We start from the raw sequence: 26676 nt of genomic DNA, 5'->3' as shown, positions 1-26676 counted from the left end.
CCGGTTTTCACCTCACTGGCGGACGGGGCCACGCGCGCCCACCGGGACCGACCTCTCCTCCACCGCACTGGCCGGCTCACCTTCCGGCGCCTCACTGTCCCCGGCGCCCGTGCCGCCCGTACCGTCCTCGGCCCGCGCCGCCTTGCGGGCCGACATCCACGCGTAGACGAGCACGCCCGCGAAGAGGAACAGCACGCCCTGGTAGACGGCCGCGTAGCCGGATCCGGCGACCAGCCACATGGAGAAGCCGAAGGCGGCCACGGCGAGGATCGCGTCGCGGACGAGGCGGGGGCGGTGGACGCGGTCGGAGCGGCCCGAGAGGAGGAAGTAGATCTGGGCCGCGGTCGACAGGAGGTAGGGGACGGTGGCGGTGAACGTCGTGATCAGGACCAGGATCTCGAAGACGCCCTGCGAACCGGCCGTGTAGTTGTACACCGTGAGCAGCGAGGCGAGGACGACGGTGACGAGGACGCCGACGGTCGGCACACCGCGCTTCTTGACCGCGAACGCCCGCGGGAACAGTCCGTCGCGGGCGGCCGCGTACGGCGTCTGGGCGCTGAGGAGGGTCCAGCCGTTGAGGGCGCCGACCATGGAGACCAGGGCCATGCAGGCCACGGCGGTGCCGCCCCACGCGCCGCCGAACATGGCGTTGACGGCGTCGGAGAAGGGCGCCGAGGAGCCGACGAGGTCGTCGTGGGCGACGGTGCCGAAGACGGACAGGGTGCCCAGGAGGTAGATCAGCGCGGCGGCGAGGGTGCCGAGGACGGTGGCGCGGCCGACGTTGCGCTGCGGGTCGCGGACCTCGCCCGCGCTGACGGCGGCGGATTCCACGCCGAGGTAGCTGAAGAGCAGGATCGCCGCGGAGGCGGAGATCGCGCCGAGCGCGCTGTGGTCGCCGGCCTGGAACGGCCCCAGGTTGTCCGCGTCGAAGAAGAAGAGACCGCCGACGGCGACGAGCAGCAGGGGGACGAACTTGAGGACGGTGGCGACGAGTTGGACTACGCCGACGTACCGCGTACCGGCCAGGTTGGCGAGCGCGGGCAGCCACTGCAGCAGCAGCGCGGCGGCGATCGTCGCGGCGGTGGAGTCGCGCAGCGGGACGAGGACGTCGAGGTAGCCGACGGCGGCGACGGCGAGCGCCGCGTTGGAGACCCAGGTGGTGATCCAGTACGACCAGGCGGCGAGGAAGCCGGCGAAGTCGCCGAAGGCGGCGCGGGCGTACACGTACGGGCCGCCGGTCTGCGGGTGGCGCCGGGCGAGCCGGCCGAAGACCAGGGCGAGTGTGAGCGCGCCGACGGTGAGGACGCCGAAGGCGACCAGGCTGATGGTGCCGTACGGGGCGACGGAGGCGGGGAGCAGGAAGATTCCGCCGCCGATGATGTTGCCCATGACCAGTGCGGTGGCGATCGGGAGTCCGAAGCGCCGTGCGTGGGGGCTGTGCTCTTCGGTTGTGGTGCTGGTCATGGGGGGTGGTGCGCCTTTCGTCGGACAAGCCCGCCCATGGTCGGTGATGCGAAAGGCCGTTCCAAATCAGTGGTTTTTGTCCGGCGCGACCGGCTCGACGACCGGAAGAACTCCTTCCGGCGAGGGCCGTGACGGGGAAATCTCCGCGGCGGGGATCTTCGCCGGCCGGAACGGGCCGAGCGGCACCTGCGGCCCCATGCACTCGCGCAGCCAGCGGCGCAGCACCCGGTGCACCCGCTCCGCGCCGACCAGCTCGCCGCCGTCGGTGACGGGCGGGGAGAGGTCGAGGGGCGAGAGGAGGAAGGGCCGGGACTGCTCGCCGCCGAGGCCGCCGTGCGAGCCGATCTGCTCCTCGAAGGCGTGCACCGCGCCGGTCGCCGGGTCGTACATGGAGTTGACCATGATGTCGGCGGCGTGCGGGAACGCGTCGGTGCGCCGTACGGTCTCGGCCGTCCCCTTCCCGAAGACGGTGAGCGACCCGTCGTCGGTGAGCTCGGCGACCGGGACCTCGGTGTTGCCGGGGCCGAGCACTACCGAGCCGTGGGCGGCACTGCGCACCAGCAGGAATCCGATGCCCGGGTGGTTGGCGAGGGTGCGCAGCAGCGCGGGGTGGCGGCGGTCGATCTCCTCGCGGGTCATGCGGTGGGGTACGTGCGGGAAGGAGACCAGGCCCAGATTGCCGGAGGCGAGCACGAGAGGGCCGGAGCCCTTGGGCGGCGGCTGCTCCTCGCCGCTCTCCTCCAGCGGCCGGTGCAGGGCGCTGCGCAGCGCGTCCCGTGCGGCAGCGCGCGCCTCGGAGCCGCTGGGGGTGCGCCCGGCGCGCCGCGGTACGGGCAGCCCGCAGCCGGCGCGTACGAGATCCTTCAGGGTGAGCCCGTACGCGCTCTCGAAGGTCTCCCCCGGGCTCTGGCCGTGGTCGGAGAGCAGCACGATCTTGTACGGGCGGGGGGCGTGCTCGGCGACCTTGGCGATCAGGGCGATGGACCGGTCGAGCCGCTGGAGGACCTTGGCGGCGTCCTGGCTGTGCGGGCCGGAGTGGTGGGCGACCTCGTCGTAGGCGACGAGGTCGGCGTAGACGGCGGCGCGGCCGGCCAGCAGGTCGCCCATGACGGCGGCGACGACCACGTCCCGTTCGACGACGGTCGCGAAGGCCCGGACGAAGGGGTACAGGCCGCCGCGGGAGACCCTCGGGGTGTCCCCGCGCAGGCGCGCCCGGGTTGACTGGGCGATCTCGCGGGCGGCCTCGGCGACGAAGGAGCCCGCGGTGCGGACGGCGTTGGCGGGGTCGGAGAAGTAGGCGAAGTAGCCCGCGCGGGAGCGGTTGCGGCGGCCGCGGCGGGCGGCCATGGACAGGACGAGGGCGAGCTGGTCGGCGCCGCCGCTGAAGAGGTTGCCGCGGCTGGCGCCGTCGACGGTGAGCAGTCCGCCGTCGCCGGTGCGTTCGATGGCGCGGCGCTGGAGTTCGACGGCGCTCGCGGGCCGGTTGGAGACCATGAGCCGGCCGGTGTCCTTCTCGTACCAGCGGAAGGCGGGCACGTCGTGGTTGGAGCCGTGCAGTATGCCGAGCTGGCTGGCGCCGGTCTGGCTGGACCAGTCGGTGCGCCAGGGCGTGAGGCGGTGGGTGGTGCCGGCCCAGGCGGCGACGGTGGGCATGAGGCCGTCGGCGAGGGCGTCGACGAGGACCTGGTGGCCGACGCCGTCGAGCTGGAGGAAGAGGGTGCCGGGTGGGGTTTCGGGGCCGCCGGGGAGGTTCGTGCGGCGGCGTTTGCGGTCGGTGAGGCGGTAGAGCCTGCGGCGGTAGGCGTTGTCGTCGCGGACGGCGAGGGCGGTGGAGGTGGCGGAGGCGACGGCCGACATGACAGCCGCGACGACGACGGCGGTCTCGGGGTCGGCGGCGCCGCGGCCGTCGGGGATCAGCCAGAGCGCGATCAGCAGCAGGGAGCCGTTGAGGAAGAAGACCAGCAGGCCGAGGACGAGGGCGGGTACGAGCAGCAGCGCGCGGACGGCGACCGGCCACGCCAGGGCGCCGAGGAGTCCGAACGCGCCCGCGCCCCAGGCGGCGGTGACGGCGGTCCTGGTGACGCTGTCGCCGTCGTCGGACTGGAGCTGGAAGTCGGGCAGGATTCCGGCGAGGGCCAGCATGGTGAGCGAGGAGACCGCCCATACGGCGACGACCCGCCCCAGCGCGCCGCCCGCTCTGCGCCATCGCCCTTCGCCCACGCCGCGTCCGCCCCTTCGCGTGTCGCCGGTTCGCGTTTCGCCCTTTCCTGCTTCAAGCGTGACACAACGCCGCCGGGGGGCGCCGAGGAACGGCCAGGGGACCCGGCCCGAGCGCTCCGCGGGGTGGTGCGGCGCTCAGCAGCCGTCGTAGCCGGCCGTCGGCATGGACAGTCTGCGGTGGACGTCCGCCTTGGCGGCGGCGTCGTATGCGGGCTCGTCGAGTCCGACGGTCTCCAGCCGTACGCCCCGCCGCTCGCACTCGGCGGAGAAGTCCCGCACCGAGGTCAACGCCCGCTCCAATACCCGTTCGTTGGGCGCGACGAAGAGGTCCACGGCCCCCGCGTCGACATCGGCCCACAGGCCGCGGTGGTCCGGGCGCAGTCCGTAGAAGAGCAACTGCCGCGCCAGGACGTAGCCCTTGCCCGCGGCCCAGCGCGCGCACATGGCGTGCTGGCTGCGGGTGTCGACGAGGAAGGGGTCGCTGTCGAGCTCCTCCAGCGGGGTCAGGCTCGCGATCGCCGCCACTCGTACGTCGTCCATGACCGCCCCCCTGTACACGCGGTACGCGCTGTCGCACCGACCCTACTCCGATCCCGCGCCGCCGAGGAGGCGCGCCCCCTGGGCGCATGGGGGCGAGGAATAGCCGCAGGTGTGGCAGATCATCCAGCCGTCCTGGTTGACGGCGAGGACGCCTCCGCACCGTGGGCACTGCGCCGAGTGCATCGTCATGACGGCCGCTCCCATCCCCTGCCTGCCCCTGTGTCCCCGGGAGCCCGCTTTCCCCGGGAATCCCGGGAAACTCCTGAGAAGTCCCGGGGATGGCTACCCGCGTGCATGTGGGCGCAGACCCACCCGTTGGCGGCAGCGGACATTTACGCTCGTAGACGAGCAGGACATGCTGTCCGGTCGGCGAGGGAGGACGGGCGTGCCGGTGGAGGTCACGTGGTGGGGTCATGCCACTTGTACGGTCGAGGACTCCGGGGTCCGGGTACTCACCGACCCGCTGTTCGCCCGCCGGCTCGCCCATCTGCGGCGGCGGCGCGGGGCGCTGCCGCCGCCGCAGGCAGCGGTCGCCGAGGTGGTGCTCGTCTCCCATCTGCACGCCGATCATCTGCATCTGCCCTCGCTGTCCCGGCTGGCGCCGGGCACGCTGCTGGTGGTGCCGCGCGGGGCGACGCGGGCGGTGCCGGGGCTGCGCAGGCTGGTCGGGCTGCGCATCACGGAAGTGGGGCCGGGTGACGAGGTGAAGGTGGAGTCGCTGGCTGTACGGGCGGTGCCGGCGCTGCACGACGGGCGGCGGCTGCCGGTGGGGCCGCACCGCTCCCCCGCGCTCGGCTATGTGATCAGCGGGGCCGCGCGGACGTACTTCGCGGGGGACACCGGGCTGTTCGACGGGTTGGCGCAGGCGGTAGGGCCGGTGGACGTGGCGCTGCTGCCGGTCGGCGGCTGGGGTCCTTACCTGGGTCACGGCCATCTGGACGCGGGCCGCGCGGCGCGGGCGCTGGCCGCGCTCGCGCCTCGCGCGGCGGTGCCGGTGCACTACGGCACGTACTGGCCGGTCGGGATGGACGGGATCCGGCCGCATGAATTCCACGCGCCGGGCGACGAGTTCGTACGGCACGCGGCGCGGCTGGCGCCGGAGGTGACGGTGCATCTGCTGGCGCAGGGCGAGTCGGTGCGGCCGGAGGTCGCTCCGTGATCGAGGAGATCGCGCGGCAGTTGCCGCCCGAGTCGACGCAGCAGGCCGTGGGATATCCGTCGCTGTTCCTGCTGGTGGCGTTGGGGGCGCTGGTGCCGGTTATTCCGACCGGGGCGATCGTGAGCTCGGCGGCGGTGGTGGCGTTCCATCAGACCGCGCCGCTGGCACTGGTGTTGGTGTTCCTGGTGGCGGCGAGCGCGGCGTTCGTGGGCGATGTGGCGTTGTACTGGCTGGGGCAGCGGGGCGTTCGTTCGCGTAACGGCTCGCGCTGGCTGTCGTCGCTGCGGGGCCGGGCGGCGCCGGACCGGCTGGAACACGCTCAGGCGAAGCTCCGTACGCATCAGGTGTCGCTGCTGGTGCTGTCGCGGCTGGTGCCGGCGGGGCGGATTCCCGTGATGCTGGCGTGTCTGCTGGCGCAGATGCCGCTGCGCCGGTTCGTACGCGGGGACGTTCCGGCGTGTCTGGCGTGGGCGGCGACGTATCAGCTGATCGGCATCCTGGGCGGCTCGCTCTTCCCCGAGCCCTGGCAGGGCGTGGTCGCGGCGGTCGCGCTGGCCTTGCTGATCAGCGGCGCTCCGGCGGTGTGGCGGTGGCTGCGCCGCGGGGCGGGTACGGGCGAACGACCGGCATAAGGCCAGGCAGGTACGGCACGACGGTCAGTCCTCCAGGGTGCGGGAGGCGCCCACCGGAAGGTCCCACAGGTCGGCGCGCGGGAGGTTCGCGGACTGCCAGGCGGCGCGGACGCGGGTGAGGGGTTCCAGGACCGGTTCGGCCGACAGGACGAAGGTGGCCCAGTGCATGGGGGCCATCCGCAGGGCTCCGAGGTCCTGGAAGGCGTGGACCGCCTCCTCCGGGTCGGTGTGGACGTCACGCAGCCACCAGCGCGGCTCGTAGGCGCCGATCGGCAGGAGGGCCAGGTCGATGCCGGGGTGGCGGCGGCCGATCTCGGTGAACCAGTGGCCGTATCCGGTGTCCCCGGCGAAGTAGACCTTGCGGTCCGTACGGTCGGTGAGAATCCAGCCGCCCCACAGGGAGCGGCAGGTGTCGGTGAGGCCGCGCCGGGACCAGTGGTGGGAGGGGACGAAGTCGAAGCGGACGCCGCCCAGTTCGGCCGCCTCCCACCAGTCGAGTTCGGTGACCCGGGTGAAGCGGCGGCGGCGGAACCACGGGCCGAGTCCGGCCGGGCAGAAGACGGGCGTGCGGCGGGGCAGTCGCTTCAGGGTCGGGGCGTCGAGGTGGTCGTAGTGGTTGTGGCTGATGACGACGGCGTCGACGGGCGGCAGGTCCTCCCAGCGCACCCCGACGGGGGTGATCCGGGCGGGGGTGCCGACGATCCGGCGGGACCAGACGGGGTCGGTGAGGACGGTCAGCCCGCCGATGCGTACGACCCAGCTGGCGTGCCCCGCCCAGGTGACGGCGACGGTGGTGGGGGTCGCGTCGGGCAGCGGGCCGGGTTCGAAGGGCAGCAGCGGGATGGCTCGCAGCCCCTCGGGGTCGGGCCGTACGGCGCCTTCGCGGGCGAAGCGGGCGAGGGCGCGCAGGCCGGGGAGCGGGGCGGTGAGGCGGTCGGCGAAGGTTCTGGGCCAGTCGCGGACGAGGCCCAGGGGCTGGAGCCGGACGGGCGGCCGCTCCGGGCGGCGCCCGGGGGCCGTTGCCCCGGGCGTCGTACCGGCGCCGGTCGTCCGTGCCGTCTGTTCCGTCATCTGCGGGCTCTCCGTTCTCGGTGGTCACACCGGTCCGTGGGGGCGCAGTTCTTCGAAGGCCGACCCGAACGTGGTCAACGCCTCCGCCACGTGCGGCAGTTCCAGGGGATCCGGCGCGCCGAGGGATTCCAGCCGTTCTTCCGGGGTGGCACCGAGGAGCGGTCCGGTGGCGAGCCGTACGCGCAGGGCGCCCAGTTCGTCGCCGAAGCGGTGGCCGCCCGGGGCGGGGGCGCCGAGCCGTGCGGAGAGGTACTCCTCCAGCTCCATGGAGTCGTTGACGCCGCGGGCGGCGAGGCCCGCGCGCAGCGGCCCGAGGTCGGCGTAGAGGTGGCGGCCCACCTGCGGGGGTCTGGCCAGGGCGCCCGCGGTGAGGAGGGCGCGGTGGGCGGCAGCCGCCACGCGCGCGTGGAGGGCGGTCGCGGCGGCCGTGCGGTCGGTGACCTCGCCCGGTTCGCCCAGGGCATGGGCGGCGGCCGCGGCGACGGGGGCGGGCAGGACGGCGCCGAGGGCGGTGAGGAAGTCGAGGGTGCGGGCCCGGCGCCCGGCGGAGGGGGCGGCGGGCGGGAAGCGGGCGACGGCCGTGGGCCAGGCGGGCGGGGCGAGCGCGCCGGCGAGGTCGTACAGGACGGTGACGTCGTCGGGGCACATCTCGGCGGGGCTGAGCAGGACGGTGTCGTGCGGGCGGTGCAGGGTGTCGCGCCAGGTCTCGTCGCTGATGATGTGCAGGCCCTCGGCGACGGCGGCCTCGCAGGCCTCGCGGACGAGCTCGGGCGGGGCGACGGTGGCGGTGGGGTCGTCGGCGACGGAGAGCAGCAGCAGGGCGGGGTGTCCGCCTTCCGCGCGGACCCGGCGGACGGTCTCCAGGAGCGCGAACGGGTCGGGGATGCCGCCGCACTCGGCGGGGGTCGGTACGTGGTAGGCGGGCCGGCCGAGGAGGCGGGCCTGCGGTGTCCACCAGGCGGGGCAGGGGCGGGGCATCAGGACGTCGCCACCGTGGACGGCGAGCAGGGCGAGGAGCAGGGGCTCGGGGCCGGGGGCGGCGGCCACGTCCTCGGGGTGGCTGCGCAGGCCGCGCCGCCACCAGTAGCCGCAGGCGGCCTCGCGCAGGACGGGCCCGCCGCCCGCGGGTTCCGCGGTGGGCAGCCCGGCGGCGGCCGCGAGGACGGCCGCCAGCTCGGGCAGGACGGGCAGGCCTGGTTCCGGGGCGTGCGGCCCGTAGCGCACCGGCCCGTGCCCCTCCGGAGCCGTCTGCCGCATGCCGTACCTCCGCCGCTCGCGCGTGGACCCTCAGAGCCCTTTATACGGAGGTTTGGTGCGGTTCGCCGCTTCAGCGTGCGCCCGCCGGAGAGCGGCCGGGCGCACCCGGCCGCCAGGGCGCGGGCGGGCGGGGCGAGGCGGAGGCCGCCGAGGGGGTGACGGACGGGGCAGGTCGCGGGGCCGGTCGGCGACCCTGTGGGTGGTCGGCTTGGGGTGTGGGGGAATCGGGTACCCGCGTGGCATGTCCGAACCGTTCGCTGCTCATCTCCCTGTGCCTCATGTCCACACGCCTCACATCCAGGTCCCCCAGCTCCACGCCGCTGTCCACGGGCACGGGCACGGCCTCGGGCTCGGCCGGGCGCCGTCGCTGCGGCTGCAGACGGCCCGGCTGCTCGGCGACTGGGACCGCGAGCTCTTCCATCAGGTCGCCCGCCGCCACTGGCCCGGGGCGGACCCGCTGCTCCCAAGGCTGAGCCGGTTCGCGAACCACGGGGTGCTGTGGTTCGCCACGGCGGCCGGGATCGCCGCGCTGGGCGGGAGTGCGCGGTCGCGTCGGGCGGCGCTGCGCGGGGTGGCGTCGCTGGCGCTGGCCTCGGCGACGATCAACACCGTGGGCAAACGGGCGGTGCGGCGGGCCCGGCCGGTCCTGGACGCGGTGCCGCTGATGCGGCAGCTGAAGAAGCAGCCGTTCACGACGTCCTTCCCGTCGGGGCACTCGGCCTCGGCGGCCGCCTTCGCGACGGGCGTGGCACTGGAGTCGGCCGGCTGGGGGGCCGCGGTCGCCCCGCTGGCGGGTGCGGTGGCGCTGTCCCGGGTGTACACAGGGGTGCACTATCCGAGCGATGTGCTGGTGGGCGCGGGGCTCGGGGTGGCCGCGGCGTTCGCGGTGCGGGCGCTCGTACCGGCCAGGACCCGGCCGCACGCGCCGGGCCACCCGTACCACGAAGCGCCCGCGCTGCCCGGCGGCGCCGGGCTGACCGTGGTGGCCAACGAGGCGTCGGGGTCGGCCGACGCGGACCTCCTGCGGGACGCGCTGCCCTACGCCGAGGTGGTGGAGTGCGCGCCCGAGGACATCGAGGGGGAACTGGAGTCGGCGGCGCAGCGGTGCCGGGCGCTCGGGGTGTCCGGCGGGGACGGAACCGTCAATCAGGCCGCGGCGGTCGCCGCGCGGCACGGCCTGCCGCTCGCGGTCTTCCCCGGCGGCACCCTCAACCACTTCGCGATGGACCTGGGCCTGGAGACGGTGGCGGACACCTGCCGGGCGCTGACGGCGGGGGATGCCGTACGGGTCGATCTGGGGCGGTTCTCTCCCGGGCCACGGGGCGCCGCGCACGGCTACTTCGTCAACAACTTCAGCCTGGGGGTGTATCCGGAGCTCGTACGGCTGCGGGAGCACTGGTCACCGCGGATCGGAGCGTGGCCGGCCGGGATCCTCGCTGCGGTGCGGGTGCTGCGGGGCGAACATCCGCTGGAGACACAGGTGTCGGGCGAACGGCGGCCGCTGTGGCTGCTGTTCGCCGGGAACGGCGTGTACGGGCGGGTGGGGCCCGCGCCGACCCGCCGCGACGACCTGGCGGACGGGCTGCTGGACGTACGCGTGGTCCACGGCGGACGGCTGCCGGGACTGCGGCTGGTGGCGGCCGCGCTGGCGGGCCCGCTGAGCCGCTCCCCCGTGCACGCGGCGCGCAGTCTGCGCGGGCTGCGGATCGGCGGGCTCGCACCGGGAACGCCGATCGCGTACGACGGCGAGGTCGCCGAGGCGGAGGGCTCGCTGCTGGTCGACAAGGCGCCCCGGGCGCTGATCGTGTACGGCCCGGGGAAGAGGAAGAGGCGCTAGGCACCGGGGTAGCCCGCTGGGCCGACCTCGGGGAAATGGCGTTGCGACGAGCAGGGATGCCACGGAGCATCGGGCCATGAGCTCCCCCGTGTTCCTGGAAACCGCCCGGCTGCGGCTGCGCCCCTTCGGCGGCGCCGCCGACGACGACGTGGAGCGGGTCCTCTCGCTCGACAGTGACCCGGAGGTGATGCGCTACCTCAACGGTGGGCGGCCGACCACGAGGGACGAGGTCCGGCAGCGGGCGCTGCCTCGGCTGCTGGGGCCGGGGTTCTGGGCGGTCTGGGAGCGGACGGCGGACGAGTGGCTCGGCTGGTTCCAGCTGGAGCCGCTGACGGCCGGGGACTGGCGGACGGTCGAGCTGGGGTACCGGCTGCGCAGGGACGCCTGGGGCAAGGGGTACGCGACGGAAGGGTCACTGGCACTGATCGACAAGGCCTTCGGCGAACTGGGCGTGGAGAAGGTCACCGCGAACACGATGACGGTGAACTCAGCCTCGCGGCGCGTGATGGAGAAGGCGGGACTGAGATACGTCCGCACCCGCTTCGAGCAATGGCCGGAAGTGATCGACGGGTCGGAGTACGGGGACGTCGAGTACGTGCTCACCCGCGCCCGCTGGGCGCGCCGCCAGGGAGGTCAGGCGGCATGACGGCCCGATCGGTCCCGGCCGAACCGATCCGTACCGCCCGGCTGCGGCTCGTACCGCTGGCCGTGGAGCACACCGAGGAGATGGCGCGGGTGCTGGGCGCCCCGCGGCTGCACGCGTTCACCGGCGGCGCCCCGGACACGGTGGACGAACTGCGGGCGCGCTACCGGCGGATGCTGGCCGGGGCGCCCGACCCTGGCGTCTCCTGGTGCAACTGGGTCGTACGGCTCGGCGCGGACGGGGAAGACAAGGGGCATGCGGATGGGCCGCTCACCGGCACCGTGCAGGCCACGGTGACCGACGACGGGTCGCCGGGCGGCCGTACGGCGGAGGTCGCCTGGGTGATCGGGACGCCCTGGCAGGGGCGCGGGATCGCCGGGGAGGCGGCACGGGCGCTGGTCGCCTGGCTGTGGGCCCGGCCCGTGGACCGGATCGTGGCCCACATCGACCCGGACCACCACCGCTCCGCGGCCGTCGCGGCCTCGGCGGGCCTCTCCCCCACCACGGTCCGGCAGGACGACGAGATTCGCTGGCAGGCGTCCAATTCGCCTGGCGCTACTGGCGCTTGAAGAGCATCGTCCACATTCCAAGACGCGGGTCTCATCATTCGACCCGGCGGCGTACGGTGGTGACCACTTCACGGGAGGGAGTCCGGTCATGACCGATGCCGCGCGGGAGACCGCCGTCTACACCCACGGCCACCACGAGTCGGTGCTGCGCTCGCACCGCTGGCGTACCGCCGCCAACTCGGCCGCCTACCTCGTCGCCGAACTGCGCCCCGGGATGGCGGTGCTGGACGTGGGCTGTGGGCCGGGCACCATCACCGCCGATCTGGCCGAGCTGGTCGGGCCGGACGGCCGGGTGACGGCGGTGGACCACGCCGAGGGCATCCTGGAGCAGGCGCGTGCCGCCGCCGCCGAACGCGGCCTGAAGAACGTGGAGTTCGCGCCCGCCGACGTCCACGCCCTGGAGTTCCCGGACGACTCCTTCGACGTCGTCCACGCGCACCAGGTCCTCCAGCACGTCGGCGATCCGGTGCGGGCGCTGCGCGAGATGCGCCGGGTGTGCCGGCCGGGCGGGATCGTCGCGGTCCGCGACAGCGACTACGGAGCGTTCACCTGGTACCCCCAACTGCCGGTCCTGGACGAGTGGCAGGAGCTGTACGCGCGCGTAGCCCGCGCCAACGGCGGTGAGCCGGACGCCGGACGGCGGCTGCTGTCCTGGGCCCGCCGGGCCGGCTTCACCGACATCACCGCCACCGCGGCCACGTGGTGCTTCGCCACCCTCGGGGAACGCGCCTGGTGGAGCGGGCTGTGGGCGGACCGTACCGAGGCGTCCGTCTACGCGAAGCTGGCGGTGGACGGCGGGCACACGACGCCCGAGCGGCTGGCCGCGATCGCGGAGGGCTGGCGGGAGTGGGGCCGCCATGACGACGCGTGGTTCATGGTCCCGCACGGCGAACTGCTCTGCCGGGCCTGACCCGCGCGCCCCCGGCGACCGCCAGGCACCCTGCCCCGCACGCCGGGTGCTCAACTAGGCTCGCCCGCATGGAGATTCTGGGCACCACGCTGCGTATCTGCGTCGACGACCTCGAACCCGCCGTGGACTTCTACGAACGCCTCACCGGCGGCAGCGCGCTGCGCTTCGAGCGCGGCGGGGTGTCGGTGGCGGCGGTCGGCTGCTTCCTGCTGATGAGCGGACCCGAGGCGGAGCTGGAGGTGCTGCGCAAGGTGACCGCGACGATCGCCGTGCAGGACGTCGACGCGGCGTACACCGCGCTCACGGACGGCGGAGCGAAGATCCTGGCCGGGCCGGTGCCGACCCCGGTCGGCCGCAATCTGATCGCGGTCCACCCGGACGGGTCGGTCTTCGAGTACGTCGACCGCCGCCACTGAGGACCGTACGCCACGCCGCCCGGGCCCGGCGCCGGGCGGCGAGGAGGCGGGGCGCCGGGAAGGTCAGCCGGTGAAGGCCTCGACGACGATGTCGGCGAGGAGCGCGCCCGCGGTGCCGTCCGGGTCGCGGTCGGGGTCGTACACGGTGACATTGAGCCCCACGCACCGCTCGGAGCGGACCAAGGTGCCGAGCAGGGTGGCCAGTTCGTCCGGGAGCAGGCCGTCCGGCTCCTGGCTGTCGACGGCGGGCATCACGGTCGGATCGAGGACGTCGGCGTCGAGGTGCACCCAGAACCCGTCGAGCTGTGGGATCTCCAGCGTCCGCAGGACCGCGCCCGCCATGTCGGCCACGCCCCACTCGCGCAGCTGGCCGACGCTAGCGGTGGGGATCTTCAGCTCGGCGAGTTCGGCCAGGTCCTCGTCGCCGTCGCGGAGCCCGAAGAGGCGGACGTCCTCGTCGCGGAGGTAGGGCCGCAGGCCCTCCAGGTCGGTGAGGTCGTCCTGGCCGCGTCCGGTGGCGAGGGCCAGCTCCTCGCCGGCGGCGGCGCCGATCTCGTCGGGGCGCGCGTTGCCGGAGTGGCGGAAGTCGGCGGAGCCGTCCAGGGCGGCGAGTCCGTAGCGTCCCAGCCGCCGCAGCGCGAGGGAGGCGCCGAGCTGGATGGAGCAGTCACCGCCGAGGACGAGCGTGAACTCCCCGGCACGTACGTGATGTTCGATCCGGTCGGCGAGCTTGCGGGTGTACGTGGCGAGGGCGCCGGCGTTGAAGACTCCGTCGCCTTCGCGCCAGTCGCCCCGGTCGTAGCGGGGCGGGACGACGACCCCGCCTTCGAAGGCGCGAAGGCGCTGCACGATCCGCTGCTCACGCAGGGCTCCGGCGAGCTTGTGGCAGCCGGGGACCGTGCCGGGAGCGGGCGGCCGCAGTCCCAGGTTGGAGGGGGCGTCGACGATCACGATGTTCCGCATGCGCCCCATCCTCATCGCCGTGAGGCGCAATCTCAATGTGAATTCACTGGAGGGACATCCTCGTCCAACGGCCGCCCTCAGGAGCGTGGTTCGGGCCGGTGGCGGGGTTCGGTTCGGGGGCGCATCTCGATGGTGATCGCCCAGCGTTCGTGGTCGCGCCAGGCGCCGTCGATGAAGAGCATCGCGGGCGAGAACCCTTCGAGCCGGAAGCCCGCCCGCCGCACGAGTGCGAGGGAAGCCGTGTTCAGCGGCTGGATGTTGGCCTCCAGGCGGTGCAGCCCGAGAGGGCCGAAGGCATGCCGGCAGACCAGCTCCAACGCCTCGCTCATCACACCCCGCCCGGCAGCGTGCACGAAGGCGCCGTAGCCGAGCGCGCCGCTGAGGAAGCCACCGCGGACGATGTTGTTGATGTTGATGAACCCGGCGATGCGTCCGTCGGAGCGCGGTTCGGTGACGAGGAATCCGACCCTGGCCGGATCCTTGTCGAGGGCCCGCGTGTACGCGGCGTACTCCTCGACGGTCCGGGGCGGGAAGAGCCAGGGCCGGTGCAGCTCCACGCTCTCGCGGGCGCGGGCGGTGAACTCCGCCGCGTCGTCCGGGGTGAAGGGGCGGATGGCGACGCGCGGGACGTCCGCGCGGTGCATGGGCTCGGGCAGGTCTGACACCGGGTCAGGCTAACCGGCGGCGATCACGGCACCGCTACCGCGTCCAGGTCGGTGGCGACCGGACACGTCTCGGCGTTCTTCACCACGCCCAGGGTCGCGGTGCGTCCCGTGAGATCCGTGCCGGGCTTCGGGTACTGGCCGCAGACCTTCCAGTTGGCCGGCCACAGCACGCGGCGCTGCCCGCCGCTGACGTCCCGGGCGTCGACACGGGTCCGCCCGTCGAAGGCGCCGAGCGCCCCGAGCAGATTGCGTCCGGTGACGTCGGGCATGCGGGGTCCGGCGGCCGGGACCGGGTCGGGAATGGGTCCGGCGGCTGCTGCCGGGGCGGCCAGGGCGAGCAGGGCCGCCGGCAGGACGGCGACGACGGCGACGACGGCGAGGGCGATCCGGCCCGGAGCGAGCGCCCCGGAGACGCCCCTCCCGTCCGTCGTCGCGGTGTCCTTGGCGGTCATACGCGGGCCCTCCTCGGTCGTACGCCCCTGTGGAACCAGGATGGACGGATCCCGGCCCCACAGGGGCGGTCGGACAGGCCGTACGGGTGAGGGACCCCGGCCCGTCCCCACCGGAGCCGCGACCGTGACCGGCAGGCCGGCCCGGTGGCGGCCTCGATGGCGGCCCTCTACGGCCGGGCTCAGTGGTGGCTGAGGACCAGCTGCGGCTCGTCGGTCTCCGCCGTGTCGGCCGGGTCGGGCCGCTGGATGAGGAACGCGGTGACCACACCGATGCCGAGCAGCGCCAGCGCCGTGTACATCGCGTGCTGGTAGCCGGCTTCGGTGACGCCCTGGGCGTCGCTGCCCGCCGTGATCATGGCGGAGGCGAGGGCGATGCCGAGCGAGGCGCCGATGCCGAAGCAGGCGCCGTTGAGACCGGAGAGCGAGCCCGGCTTGTCCTTGGGCGCGGTGGTGACGGCGAGGCCGTTGAGGCCGGTGAGCATGAAGCCGCCGTACGTCACACCGAGCGCGGCGAGCGCGGCGACCAGGATCCACTCGTTGTGCAGGAAGAAGGTGGCGAAGAGGAAGATCGCGAAGTTGGCGACGGCGCCGGTGACCACGATGGTGCGCCAGCCGATCTTCGGGCCGAGGCGGCCGGTGAGCGGGGCGGAGATCACGCCGATGAGCTGGATGGGGGTGAGGAAGAGCACGGCGGCGGTGACCGCGGAGAGGCCGAGGCCGACCCGGGCGTCCTGGGAGAACAGCGGGATGGTCAGGGCGATCGCGCCGAACGCGCCGCCGAGGGTGCAGATGGTGGTGATCAGAAGCGGCCAGGCGCGGCGCGAGGCGAGCACCTCGATGTCGATGACCGGGTTCTCGGCGCTCTTCTGGGAGACCACGAAGAAGACGAGCGAGGCGACACCGCCGAGCAGGAAGCCGAGGGTGAGCGGCGAGGTCCAGCCCCAGGCGCCGCCCTGGGCGAGGCCGACGAGGACGCCGGTGAGGCCGAGCGCGAGGGCGGCGATGCCGCGCGAGTCGAAGCGGGCGTCGGCGGTGGTCGGCGGGACGTCGGGGACGTACTTCCGGACGCCGAGCAGGCCCGCGACCGCGATCAGGGTGGAGCAGACGAAGATGCCGCGGAAGCCGATGGTGTCGGCGATCTGGCCGCCGGCGATGGCGTCGACACCGGCGAGACCGCCGTTGACGGCGGTGATGATGCCCGCGGCCTTGCCGAAGCCGGCCGGGGTGAGCAGCTGGTTCAGGGTGAGGAAGGCGAGGGTGAACATCGCGGCGGAGATGCCCTGGAGGACGCGGCCGGCGATGAAGATCTCGATGTTCGGCGCGAAGACGCAGAGCAGGTTGCCGATGATCAGCACGATCGCGCAGACGATCATCATGGGCTTGCGGCCGCGCTGGTCGCTGAGGCGGGCGAGGGTGACCTGGCCGATGGCCGCCATCAGGAAGAAGAGGGTCTGGGAGAGACCCGCGGCGGTGGTGGTGGTGCCGAGTCGCTCGATGACATCCGGCAGGGCGGGGCTGAGCATCGTGGCGTTGATCTGGTAGCCGAGGACGGCCAGCACCATCGCCAGAAGCATGGGCCCGCGGCCCGCGAGTGAGGAGTCGGATCCGGAACGCGTCCGGCCGATCGTGGTGGACATGTCGGCCCCTTTGCCCTGGATGTCATGTCGTGAGCGAATCGGTGGAACGACACCCGCGAGAAGCCCGTACGGACGTTGTCTGACAAGTGCCGCCCAACACTCTGAGATCTACGCGCGTAAAACGTCAAGACCCTCGGCCTTGTGAATCCGAATACCTGCTTCCGCTCTGGCTACTGGCTGGTCACCGCCGTTGCCGCTCGGCACTGGATAGGGCTTAACTTGCCGACAAGTGAGTCGAGGAGGGGCAGTGGCAGTCAGCGGAACCCAGCGGCGACCGGTCGTGGTGCTCTACGAGCGCATCGCGGACGCCATCCACGAGGGCGTGTATCCCCCCGGCTCCACGCTGCCCTCCGAGCCCAAGCTCGCCACCGAACTGGGCGTCAGCCGGCCCGCCCTGCGCGAGGCCCTGCTGCTGCTCCAGGAGGACGGTCTGCTGACGGTACGGCGCGGGGTGGGCCGGACCGTCAACGACCGCCCGCCGCGCCGGGGCTTCGAGCACATCCAGCCGCTGGAGGACCTGATCGGCTCCGGCGCCCCCCTGCGGGTACGGGCGCTGCTACGGACCGTCGAGGAGCCCACCGACTTCACCACCCAGCACCTGCTCGCGCCCGCCCGCGCCGAGCTGCGGTTCTGGGAGTCGCTGCTGACGGGGGAGGGTACGGCGGCCGCGCTCAGCCAGGAGTGGGCGGCGGCCGACGACGTACTGGACGGGACCCACCCGGCCTTCGCCGAGGCGCTGCGCGGGCCGTCCGCGACCGGCCGGACCTCGATGCTCGCGGTGCTGGCCGGGGCGTCGCGCGGGGTGGCGCTGAGCGCCCACAGCAGCGTGACGGCGACCCTGCTCGGACAGCGGCGCGGCGAGCAGCTGGGCCGCCCGGCCGACACCCCCGCCGTCCTGGTCACGCAGGTCGTACGAGTGGACGAGACCCCGATCCTCGCGGCCAAGCACATGCTGCCGACGGGGGCGCCGGCGCTGCCCGTACTCCAGTCCAACTGAGAGGACGGGCCGCGGGACGGGCGGCCGGGACGGGCGGCGCGGGCACGGCTTTCCGGCTGGTTGTCGGGCGAGCGCCGTCGGCCCGAGCCGGCGCACACCCCCGGCGGCCCCCACCCCGAGACCGACATCACGGCATCGGACACCAGCCGTGCCGTACACTTCCGCGGCATGCACTTGTCTGACAACAACGCCGCCGCTGCCTCTACCCCCGTCGCCGACTGGATCCAGCGCGCTCCCAAGGCCGTCCTCCACGACCACCTCGACGGTGGTCTGCGTCCCGCCACAATCATCGAGCTGGCCCGGGAGTGCGGCTACACCGCACTGCCCACCGAGGACCCGGCCGCGCTCGCGGTGTGGTTCCGTGACGCCGCCGACTCCGGGTCGCTGGAGCGGTACCTGGAGACCTTCGCCCACACCTGCGCCGTGATGCAGACCCGTGAGGCGCTGTTCCGGGTCGCGGCGGAGTGTGCCGAGGACCTGGCGGCCGACGGGGTCGTCTACGCCGAGGTCCGCTACGCCCCCGAGCAGCACCTGGAGGGCGGGCTGACCCTCGACGAGGTCGTCGAGGCCGTCAACGAGGGCTTCCGGGAGGGCGAGCGCCGTACCGGCGGGCGGATCACCGTCGGCACGCTGCTCACCGGCATGCGGCACACCACCCGCTCGCTGGAGATAGCCGAGCTGACCGTCGCCCACCGCGAGCGCGGTGTCGCCGGTTTCGACATCGCGGGCGGCGAGATCGGCAACCCGCCGGCCAACCACCTGCCGGCCTTCCAGCACCTGAAGCGGCACAACTGCCACTTCACGATCCACGCGGGCGAGGCGGTCGGCGCCGAGTCGATCCACGAGGCCGTGCAGGTCTGCGGCGCCGAGCGGATCGGCCACGGCGTGCGGATCACCGACGACATCCAGGTCCACGACGACGGCACGGCCACCCTGGGCCACCTCGCCGCGTACGTCCGCGACAACGGGATCGCCCTGGAGGTCTGCCCGACCTCCAACCTCCAGACCGGCGCCGCGAAGGACTACGCCTCGCACCCGATCGACCTGCTGCGCCGCCTCGGCTTCCGGATCACCCTGAACACCGACAACCGCCTGGTGTCCGGCACGACCATGAGCCGCGAGTTCCAGCACATGGCGGACGCGTTCGGCTACGGCCCCGAGGTCTTCGAGCAGTTCACGGTCGCCGCGGTCGAGTCCGCGTTCCTGCCGCTGCCGGAGCGCCGCCGTCTCGTCGACGAGGTCATCCGGCCGGGGTACGCGGCGCTCTGAGCCGCCCACCCGTCACTCCCCCACCGGCCGCCCCGCGGCCGGCAGGGAGTGCAGCGGCCGCCGGGGCGCCGGACCCACCCCGGCCCGGTGCCAGACCAGTTCCACCACCGAGCGGGCGACGGCCTCCTCGCGGGCGCGCCCGGCCCCCGGCTCCATGTACGTGACACGCACCACGACGTTCCCGGTCCGGGCGGTGAGCTCCACCCCCGGCTCGGAGGCCCCGCGGACCCGCCCGACCGGGACCGGCCGTCCGGTCGCGCGGTCGCCGAACCCCGGCACGTCCCAGGACCCGGGGAGCCGCTCGGCCGCCATGTAGTCGGCACACCGCTCCGCCCTGCGGCAGATGTCCGCCTCCCACGCATGGGCGTACACCCACAGGGCGACGCGCCGGGCAGTGGGCCCCTCGTCGGTCCACAGACACCATCGGTGCGAGAGCTGCCGGGCCCGGGGGACGACGAGCAGCGGGGCGAGGTCCTGGGGGGCCGTCAGTCGGCAGGCCGGGCCAACCGGCCCGTGCGCCCCCCCGACGCGGACGTCGACGGTCTCGCCGCACCAGAACACCAGCCCGGGGAAGACGGCCGCCCGGACCAGGACGGTTGCCCACTCCCGCAGGCGGCGGCCCCGGGGCCGCGCCGGCGCCCGAACCGGCGGGCCGTCACCGGCCAGCCGGTCGCGCAGTTCGAGGTGCCGGAAGCGGTAGGCCCGCCCGTCCTGGCGCAGGACGCCCCGTACGTGCGCGTCCCGCAGGAAGGCCGTCGTACGCCAGGGCAGCAGGCCGCGCGCCGCGAACCAGATGCGCGCCACGGTGTAGCGCCCCCAGGCCGTGAGCAGGACGGCGTGCAGGGCGAAGGCGAGGACCGACGCGCCGCAGACCACCCACCAGTCCAGCGGGTCGACCGACTGCCAGCCCGCCCCCCGCGACCAGACGAGCTGGGCGACCGGTGCGGCGAGCAGCAGTCCGGCGTGCGGGGTCATGAAGCGCGTTTGGGGGCCCCAGCTCAGCGCGCCGGTGGTGAGCGCCACCCGCCGGTCGGCGCGCAGAACGCCCAACGGCCCGTCGGGTGAGGCGGGATGGGCGGGCGTGCTGGCGGACCGCAGTGGCTTCCAGAGGCGCCAGCCGTGGGGGAAGCAGGCGCGGCGCGGCTCGGGGAGCACTTCGCCGTACGGGGCGCTCCGGCCGCCCACCATGCCGGCGAGCAGGATGGCGGTGAGGGAGAGCGACAGGGGCACGACGGGCCAGGTGTCCGCGACGGCCCTGCCCACGCCGGCCCAGGCCAGCGCCCCGGCGACCAGGACGATCGGTGGCAGCAGAGCGAGGACCCCGACCAGCGGCGGCAGCTGCTGGTCCAGCCGCCACCAGGCGATCTCCTGGGTGTGGGTGTCCCGCAGCTGACGGGCGAGGAAGCCGAGCCAGTGCTTGGCCTGCCGGGCGTTCCACGGTCCGCGCGCGGACCGGTCGTCGAGAGAGATGCCGTAGACGGCCGGTACGAAAGCGTCCAGCAGGTGCGCTTCGATCGCCGCCCGGTCGTGGTGGCGCAGGAGGTCGGCGGGGTCGGCGCTGGTGGCGCTGTACGCGGCGCGGGCGAGCCCGACCATCAGCGGCGTCGACAGCGCCTCCCGCAGGGCTCGGGCCGCGGTGTCGCCCGGATCGCTCCGGGCGAGTCGGTCCAGTACGGGCGCCCAGGTGGTGGTGAGCTCGCCGCCGTGCCGCACGGGGCGGCTGGCGAGCGGCAGGAACGCGGTCAGCTGCTGCACGGTGAGCGGTTCGATTTCGATGACGGCGGCCGCCGTGAGGACGTCGCCCTGGTCGACCGCCGCGGCGTACGGCTCCGGGCGGCTGGTGAGGACCATGGGGCGGCCGGGGCCGTGCACGCCGTTGAGGGCGATCAGTGCCTGTGCCCGGAATCCGTCGCCGATCTCGTCGAAGCCGTCGAGGATCGGCATGATCCTGCCGGCGTCGAGGAGGGCGTCGACGATCGCCCGCCGGACCGGTCCGCGCGTGTGGAGTTCCGGGTACTGGTCGGCCACATGGGCTGCGACATGCTCGAAGGGGCCCCGGACGGTGGGGTCCCAGGAGGCCAGGGGCACCACCACCGGCACGGGCAGGTTCGTACCGGGCGCCTCCAGCACCTTCAGGGCGAGGCGCGTCGCCAGCACCGACTTGCCGGCGCCCATGGCGCCGAGCAGCACCATCCTGCCGTGCGGCAGCCCCTCGAAGACGTGGAAGATGTCGGCGGCGCCGTCGATCTCACCACTGAGGTCGGGGTAGGGCCCCTCGGTCGGGCCGTGGACGTTGACGGCGTGATCGCCGAGGACCGGGTCACCGGGGCGCCAGCGCACCCGCAGGGGTCTTGGGTCGTGGATGCGGGCGAGCCGTTCCTCCTGGCGGTACCGGACGCGCAGGCGGCCGGCCAGGGTGCCGAGCGCCGCGTTCATGTCGTCCTGGGGTACGACGACCCGGCGTCGGAAGCGCCATTCACCGGCCAGCACGGCGAGTTGGCCGAGGGTGAGGAGCAGCACCACCCAGCCGGTGATCCGGCCGGGCACTTCAGGGCGGCTCAGCAGGAAGACGCCGGTGCAGCCGAGTACCGCGGACCCGAGCAGCCTCAGGCCGACGGAACGTACGGTCAGCGGGGGAAGGTGCACATGGAGTTCGCCGGCCTGGACCACATACCGTGCGAAGACATCCCTGGCCTGGTTCTCGACCCGTTCCGGCGCTCCCCGCCCCCATCCGCGCATGGGTCCATGGTGCCCCCGCCGGGCGGTGATTGTTCCCGGTTCGGTTCAGTCTGCGCACCCGACACGGCACTTGACATACCGTCAGGCCAGGGCCGGCTCGTCCAGGGTCAGCGCGCCCGCTTCCGCGTCGAGTACGGCCGGCACTCCGAGCGGCATCGTGAGCGCCGTGGCGCTGTGCCCGAAGCCCATCTCCTCCACGATCGGCACGCCGAGTCCGCCGAGCCGGTCGGCGAGGACCGCCCGCACCTGCTCGTACGGTCCGCACTGCGCCCATGAGCCGAGGCCGATCCCGGCCACCCCTTCGAGCCAGCCCGAGCGCAGCAGTTGGGTGAGGATACGGTCCAGGCGGTACGGCTCCTCGCCGGTGTCCTCCAGGAGCAGCAGCCCGCCCCGCGCCGAGGGCCGGGCCTGCGGGGTGCCCAGGTCGGCGGCGAGCAGGCTGACGCAGCCGCCGAGGGTGACGCCCCGGGCCCGGCCGGGGGCCAGTGGCCGGGCGGTGGGCAGGCCGAGGGTCGTCACGGACTCGGGGGCGAAGAGGGTGGCGCGCAGCGACTCCTGGGTGGGGACGTCGGTGAGGAAGGTCGTCGCCGCCGCCATCGGGCCGTGCAGGGTGACGAGCCCGGCCCGTACGGCGAAGGCCTCGTGGAGGGCGGTGACGTCGCTGTAGCCGACGAAGACCTTGGGGCGTGCCGCCCGGATCGCCGCCCAGTCGAGGAGGTCCACGATCCGCTGGGCGCCGTACCCCCCGCGGGCGCAGATCACCGCGGAGACCGAGGGGTCGCACCACGCCTCCTGGAGGTCGCGGGCGCGCGCCTCGTCCCCACCGGCGAGGTGGCCGATCCGTGGGTGGACGTCGAGGACGTGGGCGGCCACCACCGGGTCGAGCCCCCAGCTGCGCAGGATCCCCACGCCGATCTCCAGGCGGTCGGCGGCCACGGGTCCGCTCGGTGCCACGACGGCGACCCGGTCTCCCGGCCGCAGCCGGGCCGGCCGGATCAGCGCCGTGACGGTCCCCGGCGCGGTGGTCACTTCGTCAGCTCCAGCGGCGGGACGTCGGGCCGGTGGATGCCGAAGGTCTGGGCGTAGAGGGCGAGTTCGGCCTCCAGGGCGCGGACGATGGTGCCGGCGAGCCGGAATCCATGGCCCTCGCCCTCGAAGCCGATGTACGCGTGCGGCACTCCCCGCCCGGCCATGCGCGCGCGGAAGCGTTCGCTCTGCGCCGGCGGGCAGATGACGTCGTCGAGCCCCTGGAGCAGCAGGAACGGCGCCTGGATGCGGTGGCTCTGGTGCAGCGGGGACCGTTCGCGGTAGCGGGCGGGCACCTGCGCGAGGGGGCCGACGAGCGATTCCAGGTACTGCGACTCGAAGTCGTGGGTCTCGTCGGTGGCCCAGCCCAGCAGATCGAGGATGGGGTAGATGATCGTGCCGCAGGCGTAGACGTCGGTGGTGGTGAGGGAGGCGGCGGTGGTCCAGCCGCCGGCGCTGCCGCCGCGGATGGCGAGCCGCGCCGGGTCGGCGGTCCCCTCGGCCGCGAGGGCCGAGGCGACGGCGGCGCAGTCCTCGACGTCGACGATGCCCCACTGTTCGCGCAGGCGGCGGCGGTACTCCCGGCCGTAGCCGGTGGAACCGCCGTAGTTGACCTCGGCGACGCCGATGCCGCGCGAGGTGAAGTAGGCGATCGCCAGGTCGAGGACGAGGGGGGCGTGTCCGGTGGGCCCGCCGTGGGCCCAGATTACGTAGGGCGGCAGTTCGTCGGCGGGCGCGGTGTGGTCGGGGCTGTGGGGCGGGTAGATGTGGGCGTGGATCTCGCGGCTGTCGGGGCCGGTGAACGTGCGGATCTGCGGCTCGGGGTAGTAGGCGGGGTCGACGGGGTCGTCGTGGGCGGAGCCGATGACCCGGGTGCGGCCGGTGCGGGTGTCGAGCTCCACGACCTCGTACGCGCTGCGGGGGCTGGCGGCGACGCCGATGACGCGGGTGCCGTGCACGGCGAGGGTGGGGGCCCATTCGGTCCAGGGCCCGGGCGCGTCGACCAGTTCGCCGCTGTCGGGGTCGAGGATGCCGAGCGCGGTGGCTCCCTTGCCGTGGACGACGGCGATCAGTCCGTCGTCCAGCGGGTGGAACCACTTGAGCCCGATCTTCCACAGGGGCCCGCCGAACTCCTCCTCGCGGGGGCAGAGCGCGGTCGGTTCGCCCGGCGGCCGGGAGCGGTAGAGGTTCCACCAGCCGCTGCGGTCGCTCAGATGCAGCAGCTGCCCGTCGGGGCTCCAGTCGGCCTGGGGGACGGACTCGTCGGGCCCGCCGTGGACCGGCCGGGCGCCGTGGAAGGTGCCGTCGGTGGTGACGTCGGCGAGCATCACCTCAGTGCCGTCCCACGGCATCCGGGGGTGGTCCCAGCCGATCCAGACGACCTGACTGCCGTCGGGCGAGAGCCGGGGCCCGGTGACGAAGCGGTGCCGTCCGTCGGACAGTTCCCGTACGGCCGCGCGGTCCTCGGCGGCCGAGCCGTCGAGGGGGACGGCGGCGACGACCCGCCGCACGTCTGTGGGGGCGGAGCCGGTGAACTCCTCGAGCACGCACCAGACTTCGCCGCGGTCCAGGTGGATCACGGGGTCGACCCAGCGCAGCCCGCCGCCGGTCCCGGAGAGGGGGGTGAGGGGGCGCGGCGGTGCGCCGCCGTCCGGTTCGACGGCGTACAGCCGCTGGTCGGGGACGTGGCAGAAGACGACGAGCGGGCCGCCTGTGGCGCGTGGCGCGCCGGCCCAGGGCTGTCCGCCGTACTCGACGACTCTGCTGCGGACGTTCCACGGGGCGGGCAGCACGGACTCCTCGGTGCCGTCGGCGCGGCGCCGGACCAGGGCGCGCCGGCCGCCTTCCTCGGGCCGTGGCGCGGTCCACCACACCTCGTCGCCGACGACGCCGACGAAGTCGGGCCGTCCGTCGCGCGCGGCGGTGAGCCGGGCGTCGATCGGAGACGGCCAGCTGCCGTACGCCCCCGTGGCTGCCATGCGGGATTCCCCCTATGCGGACTGCAGGTAGTGGTCGAGGACACGGACGCCGAAGTGGAGGGCGTCCACGGGCACCCGCTCGTCGACTCCGTGGAACAGCGCCTGGTAGTCGAAGCCGACGGGCAGCTTCAGCGGGGAGAAGCCGTAGCCGGTGATGCCGAGCCGGGAGAACTGCTTGGCGTCCGTGCCGCCGGACATGCAGTACGGCACGGCGTGGCCGTCGGGGTCGAACCGCTCGACGGCGGCGCGCAGCTTGCCGAACGTGGGCGAGTCGACCGGGGCCTGGAGCGCCACCTCCCGGTGGTGGTACTCCCAGTCGACGTCGGGTCCGGTGAGCCGGTCCATGGTCGTACGGAACTCGTCCTCGGCGCCGGGCAGCACCCGCCCGTCGACGAAGCCGGTGGCGTGGCCCGGGATCACATTGACCTTGTAGCCGGCTTTGAGGACGGTCGGGTTCGCGGTGTTGCGCACGGTCGCCTCGACGAGGGCGGCGGCCGGTCCCAGTTTGCCGAGGAGCCCGTCCACGTCGAGGTCGGGGGCAGTCACGTCGATCTCGATGCCGTGCAGCGCGGCCAGTTCGGCGAGCGCGGCCCGGACGGTGGGGGTGAGCCGTACCGGCCAGGGGTGGTCGCTGATGCGGGAGACGGCCGCGGCGAGGCGGCTGACGGCGTTGGCGTCGTTGACCTTGGAGCCGTGGCCGGCCCTGCCGTGGGCGGTGAGTTTGAGCCAGGCGGTGCCCCGCTCCCCCGCCGCGATGGGGTAGAGCGTCAGTCCGCCTCCGGCGTGGAACGTGTAGGCGCCGGACTCGCTGATGCCTTCCGTGCAGCCCTCGAAGAGGGCGGGGTGCTGGTCGGCGAGGAAGCCGGATCCGTCGGCGGCGCTGGCCTCCTCGTCGGCGGTGAAGGCGATGACGACGTCCCGGCGGGGGCGGACGCCACGGCGGGCCCAGTCCCGGACGACGGCGAGGATCATCGCGTCCATGTTCTTCATGTCGACCGCGCCGCGGCCCCACACCACCCCGTCGCGGATCTCGCCGGAGAAGGGGTGCACGCTCCAGTCGGCGGGCTCGGCCGGGACGACGTCGAGATGGCCGTGGACGAGGAGGGCGTCGGCGGACGGGTCGGTGCCCTCGATCCGGGCCACCACGTTCGTACGGCCCGGCGTGCGTTCCAGCAGGACCGGTTCGAGGCCGGTCTCGGCGAGCTTCTCGGCGGCGTACTCGGCGGCAGGCCGCTCCTGGCAGTCGCCGCCGCCTCTGTTGGTGGTGTCGATGCGGATCAGGTCGGAGGTGAAGGCGACCACCTCGTCGAGGGCCCGGTCGGTCACGGCCGTACGGTCATCCATACTGCTCCTCCAGCGCCGCGGAGACGATGGTGGTGACTGCCTTGAAGGTGCGGATGGCGTCGTACATCGTCTCGCTGGTGTAGGCGACCCGGCGCTCCGCGCCGGTCCGTACCCCGGGTACGACCGTGGCCGCCGCGGCGAGATGGGCAGCATCGAACTCCAGCTCCATCGTGAACGGCCCGCCGCGTACCGGCTCGTGCCGTACGGCCAGGGCCGCTCCCTCCTTGGCCGCGGCGCGGATGGCGGCGGACGTACGGGCCGGAGTGCGGCACACGGCCGCGTACCGCGACACATGGTCCTTGACGGCGACCTTCGGCGCCTCGGGCGCGTAGCCGAGGGCGTCCTCGCAGGTCAGGTCGTCGCCGGTGACGAGGACGACGGGGACGCCGTACTCAGCGACGACATGCGCGTTCAGCAGGCCCTCGCTGGCGCGCACGCCGTCCAGCCAGACACCGGTGAGGGAGTTGGCGAGATAGGTGTGGGCGAGGACGCCTTCGGTGCCGGCGCCGGTGTGGTAGCCGACGAAGGCGATGCCGTCGACGTCGCCGTGCTGCACGCCCTCCACCATGGAGAGGGATTTGTGCTTGCCGGTGAGCATCTCGGCGCGCTCGTCCAGCCGCTCAAGAAGGAGATTGCGCATGGACCAGTGCGCTTCGTTGATGAGCACCTCATCGGCGCCGCCGTCGAAGAATCCCAGCACAGCCGCGTTCACGTCCGAGGTGAACATCGACCGGCACCGCTCCCACTGCGCGGTGCCGGGCAGCACATCGGCCGGCCAGGTCACACCGGTGGCGCCTTCCATGTCGGCGCTGATGAGGATCTTCATGCCTGGACACCGTACGCTCCGCCCGGCACCCCGGCCAGCCCTGTGGACAACCGTCGGTGGT

Annotated in this window: 24 protein-coding genes; 9 read left to right on the top strand and 15 right to left on the bottom strand. The window is 73.8% G+C overall.

All coding sequences use genetic code 11. The features are described 5' to 3' along the window. Positions 1–12: 12 nt before the first annotated feature. The 4 genes from ACZ7LT_RS13620 to ACZ7LT_RS13605 all read right to left on the bottom strand — a co-directional run bounded on the left by ACZ7LT_RS13620 (position 13) and on the right by ACZ7LT_RS13605 (position 4413). On the bottom strand, positions 13–1464 hold the full coding sequence (locus ACZ7LT_RS13620) for an amino acid permease (protein ID WP_471236177.1): 1452 nt from the start codon (positions 1462–1464) through the stop codon (positions 13–15). 66 nt (positions 1465–1530) lie between these two features. Further along, the gene (locus tag ACZ7LT_RS13615) at positions 1531–3684 is read right to left on the bottom strand and encodes a phage holin family protein (protein ID WP_471236176.1); all 2154 of its coding nucleotides are present in this window, start codon (positions 3682–3684) and stop codon (positions 1531–1533) included. Between the two features lie 135 nt (positions 3685–3819). Further along, entirely contained in the window at positions 3820–4224 is a 405-nt protein-coding gene (locus tag ACZ7LT_RS13610) for a hypothetical protein (RefSeq protein ID WP_471236175.1), read from the bottom strand. A 42-nt stretch (positions 4225–4266) separates the two neighbouring features. Continuing rightward, positions 4267–4413 (bottom strand): hypothetical protein, encoded by a 147-nt coding sequence (locus tag ACZ7LT_RS13605; RefSeq protein WP_189204564.1) that lies wholly within the window; start codon positions 4411–4413, stop codon positions 4267–4269. A gap of 196 nt (positions 4414–4609) precedes the next feature. Between ACZ7LT_RS13605 and ACZ7LT_RS13600 the strand changes: the two genes are divergently transcribed. Both ACZ7LT_RS13600 and ACZ7LT_RS13595 read left to right on the top strand, forming a co-directional pair. Further along, complete coding sequence (locus tag ACZ7LT_RS13600; protein WP_471236174.1) at positions 4610–5383, top strand: MBL fold metallo-hydrolase; 774 nt, start codon at positions 4610–4612, stop codon at positions 5381–5383. Next, on the top strand, positions 5380–6015 hold the full coding sequence (locus ACZ7LT_RS13595; protein WP_471236173.1) for a DedA family protein: 636 nt from the start codon (positions 5380–5382) through the stop codon (positions 6013–6015). Before ACZ7LT_RS13600 ends, ACZ7LT_RS13595 begins: the two co-directional genes overlap by 4 nt. Positions 6016–6039: 24 nt before the next feature. Here the strand turns inward: ACZ7LT_RS13595 and ACZ7LT_RS13590 are convergent, their stop codons facing one another. Next, positions 6040–7086, bottom strand: coding sequence for an MBL fold metallo-hydrolase (locus tag ACZ7LT_RS13590; RefSeq protein ID WP_471236172.1), 1047 nt, complete (start codon positions 7084–7086; stop codon positions 6040–6042). 24 nt (positions 7087–7110) lie between these two features. Next, complete coding sequence (locus ACZ7LT_RS13585) at positions 7111–8343, bottom strand: aminotransferase class I/II-fold pyridoxal phosphate-dependent enzyme (protein WP_471236171.1); 1233 nt, start codon at positions 8341–8343, stop codon at positions 7111–7113. Between the two features lie 241 nt (positions 8344–8584). Between ACZ7LT_RS13585 and ACZ7LT_RS13580 the strand changes: the two genes are divergently transcribed. The 5 genes from ACZ7LT_RS13580 (at position 8585) to ACZ7LT_RS13560 (ending at position 12718) form a co-directional block, all read left to right on the top strand. Beyond that, on the top strand, positions 8585–10180 hold the full coding sequence (locus ACZ7LT_RS13580) for a phosphatase PAP2 family protein (protein WP_471236170.1): 1596 nt from the start codon (positions 8585–8587) through the stop codon (positions 10178–10180). Between the two features lie 76 nt (positions 10181–10256). Further along, positions 10257–10826: a GNAT family N-acetyltransferase gene (locus ACZ7LT_RS13575; RefSeq protein WP_471236169.1), complete on the top strand. Its 570-nt coding sequence runs from the start codon at positions 10257–10259 to the stop codon at positions 10824–10826. Next, complete coding sequence (locus ACZ7LT_RS13570) at positions 10823–11392, top strand: GNAT family N-acetyltransferase (RefSeq protein WP_471236168.1); 570 nt, start codon at positions 10823–10825, stop codon at positions 11390–11392. Before ACZ7LT_RS13575 ends, ACZ7LT_RS13570 begins: the two co-directional genes overlap by 4 nt. Before the next feature lie 88 nt (positions 11393–11480). After that, a complete protein-coding gene (locus ACZ7LT_RS13565; protein WP_471236167.1) occupies positions 11481–12302 on the top strand; it encodes a methyltransferase domain-containing protein in 822 nt (273 codons plus the stop codon). Between the two features lie 68 nt (positions 12303–12370). Beyond that, complete coding sequence (locus ACZ7LT_RS13560) at positions 12371–12718, top strand: VOC family protein (protein WP_471236166.1); 348 nt, start codon at positions 12371–12373, stop codon at positions 12716–12718. Positions 12719–12781: 63 nt separating this feature from the next. On the opposite strand, the gene ACZ7LT_RS13555 is transcribed toward ACZ7LT_RS13560, so the two are convergent. The 4 genes from ACZ7LT_RS13555 to ACZ7LT_RS13540 form a co-directional block, all read right to left on the bottom strand. Beyond that, positions 12782–13681, bottom strand: coding sequence for an arginase family protein (locus ACZ7LT_RS13555; RefSeq protein WP_471236165.1), 900 nt, complete (start codon positions 13679–13681; stop codon positions 12782–12784). A 77-nt stretch (positions 13682–13758) separates the two neighbouring features. Continuing rightward, a complete protein-coding gene (locus ACZ7LT_RS13550) occupies positions 13759–14325 on the bottom strand; it encodes a GNAT family N-acetyltransferase (protein ID WP_471236355.1) in 567 nt (188 codons plus the stop codon). A gap of 44 nt (positions 14326–14369) precedes the next feature. Further along, on the bottom strand, positions 14370–14798 hold the full coding sequence (locus ACZ7LT_RS13545) for a hypothetical protein (RefSeq protein ID WP_471236164.1): 429 nt from the start codon (positions 14796–14798) through the stop codon (positions 14370–14372). Between the two features lie 179 nt (positions 14799–14977). Further along, on the bottom strand, positions 14978–16435 hold the full coding sequence (locus ACZ7LT_RS13540) for an MFS transporter (RefSeq protein WP_471236163.1): 1458 nt from the start codon (positions 16433–16435) through the stop codon (positions 14978–14980). Between the two features lie 247 nt (positions 16436–16682). On the opposite strand from ACZ7LT_RS13540, the gene ACZ7LT_RS13535 reads away from it, so the two are divergent. Both ACZ7LT_RS13535 and ACZ7LT_RS13530 read left to right on the top strand, forming a co-directional pair. Beyond that, positions 16683–17432, top strand: a complete 750-nt coding sequence (locus ACZ7LT_RS13535) for a GntR family transcriptional regulator (protein ID WP_471236162.1) — start codon at positions 16683–16685, stop codon at positions 17430–17432. Positions 17433–17600: 168 nt separating this feature from the next. Next, a complete protein-coding gene (locus tag ACZ7LT_RS13530; RefSeq protein WP_471236161.1) occupies positions 17601–18701 on the top strand; it encodes an adenosine deaminase in 1101 nt (366 codons plus the stop codon). Between the two features lie 12 nt (positions 18702–18713). On the opposite strand, the gene ACZ7LT_RS13525 is transcribed toward ACZ7LT_RS13530, so the two are convergent. From ACZ7LT_RS13525 to ACZ7LT_RS13505, 5 genes are all read right to left on the bottom strand, one after another. Beyond that, complete coding sequence (locus ACZ7LT_RS13525; RefSeq protein WP_471236160.1) at positions 18714–21440, bottom strand: NACHT domain-containing protein; 2727 nt, start codon at positions 21438–21440, stop codon at positions 18714–18716. Positions 21441–21521: 81 nt separating this feature from the next. Beyond that, a complete protein-coding gene (locus ACZ7LT_RS13520) occupies positions 21522–22469 on the bottom strand; it encodes a S66 peptidase family protein (protein WP_471236159.1) in 948 nt (315 codons plus the stop codon). After that, positions 22466–24445, bottom strand: a complete 1980-nt coding sequence (locus ACZ7LT_RS13515) for a prolyl oligopeptidase family serine peptidase (protein ID WP_471236158.1) — start codon at positions 24443–24445, stop codon at positions 22466–22468. Before ACZ7LT_RS13515 ends, ACZ7LT_RS13520 begins: the two co-directional genes overlap by 4 nt. 12 nt (positions 24446–24457) lie before the next feature. Next, positions 24458–25789 (bottom strand): M20/M25/M40 family metallo-hydrolase, encoded by a 1332-nt coding sequence (locus ACZ7LT_RS13510; RefSeq protein WP_471236157.1) that lies wholly within the window; start codon positions 25787–25789, stop codon positions 24458–24460. Next, a complete protein-coding gene (locus tag ACZ7LT_RS13505) occupies positions 25782–26615 on the bottom strand; it encodes a M55 family metallopeptidase (protein ID WP_471236156.1) in 834 nt (277 codons plus the stop codon). Before ACZ7LT_RS13505 ends, ACZ7LT_RS13510 begins: the two co-directional genes overlap by 8 nt. Between the last annotated feature and the right edge of the window lie 61 nt (positions 26616–26676).

The sequence above is a fragment of the Streptomyces sp. NPDC039465 genome, assembly GCF_055639315.1.
Note: the sequence above shows the minus strand (reverse complement) of the source record. Positions and strands in the feature narration are given on the sequence as shown.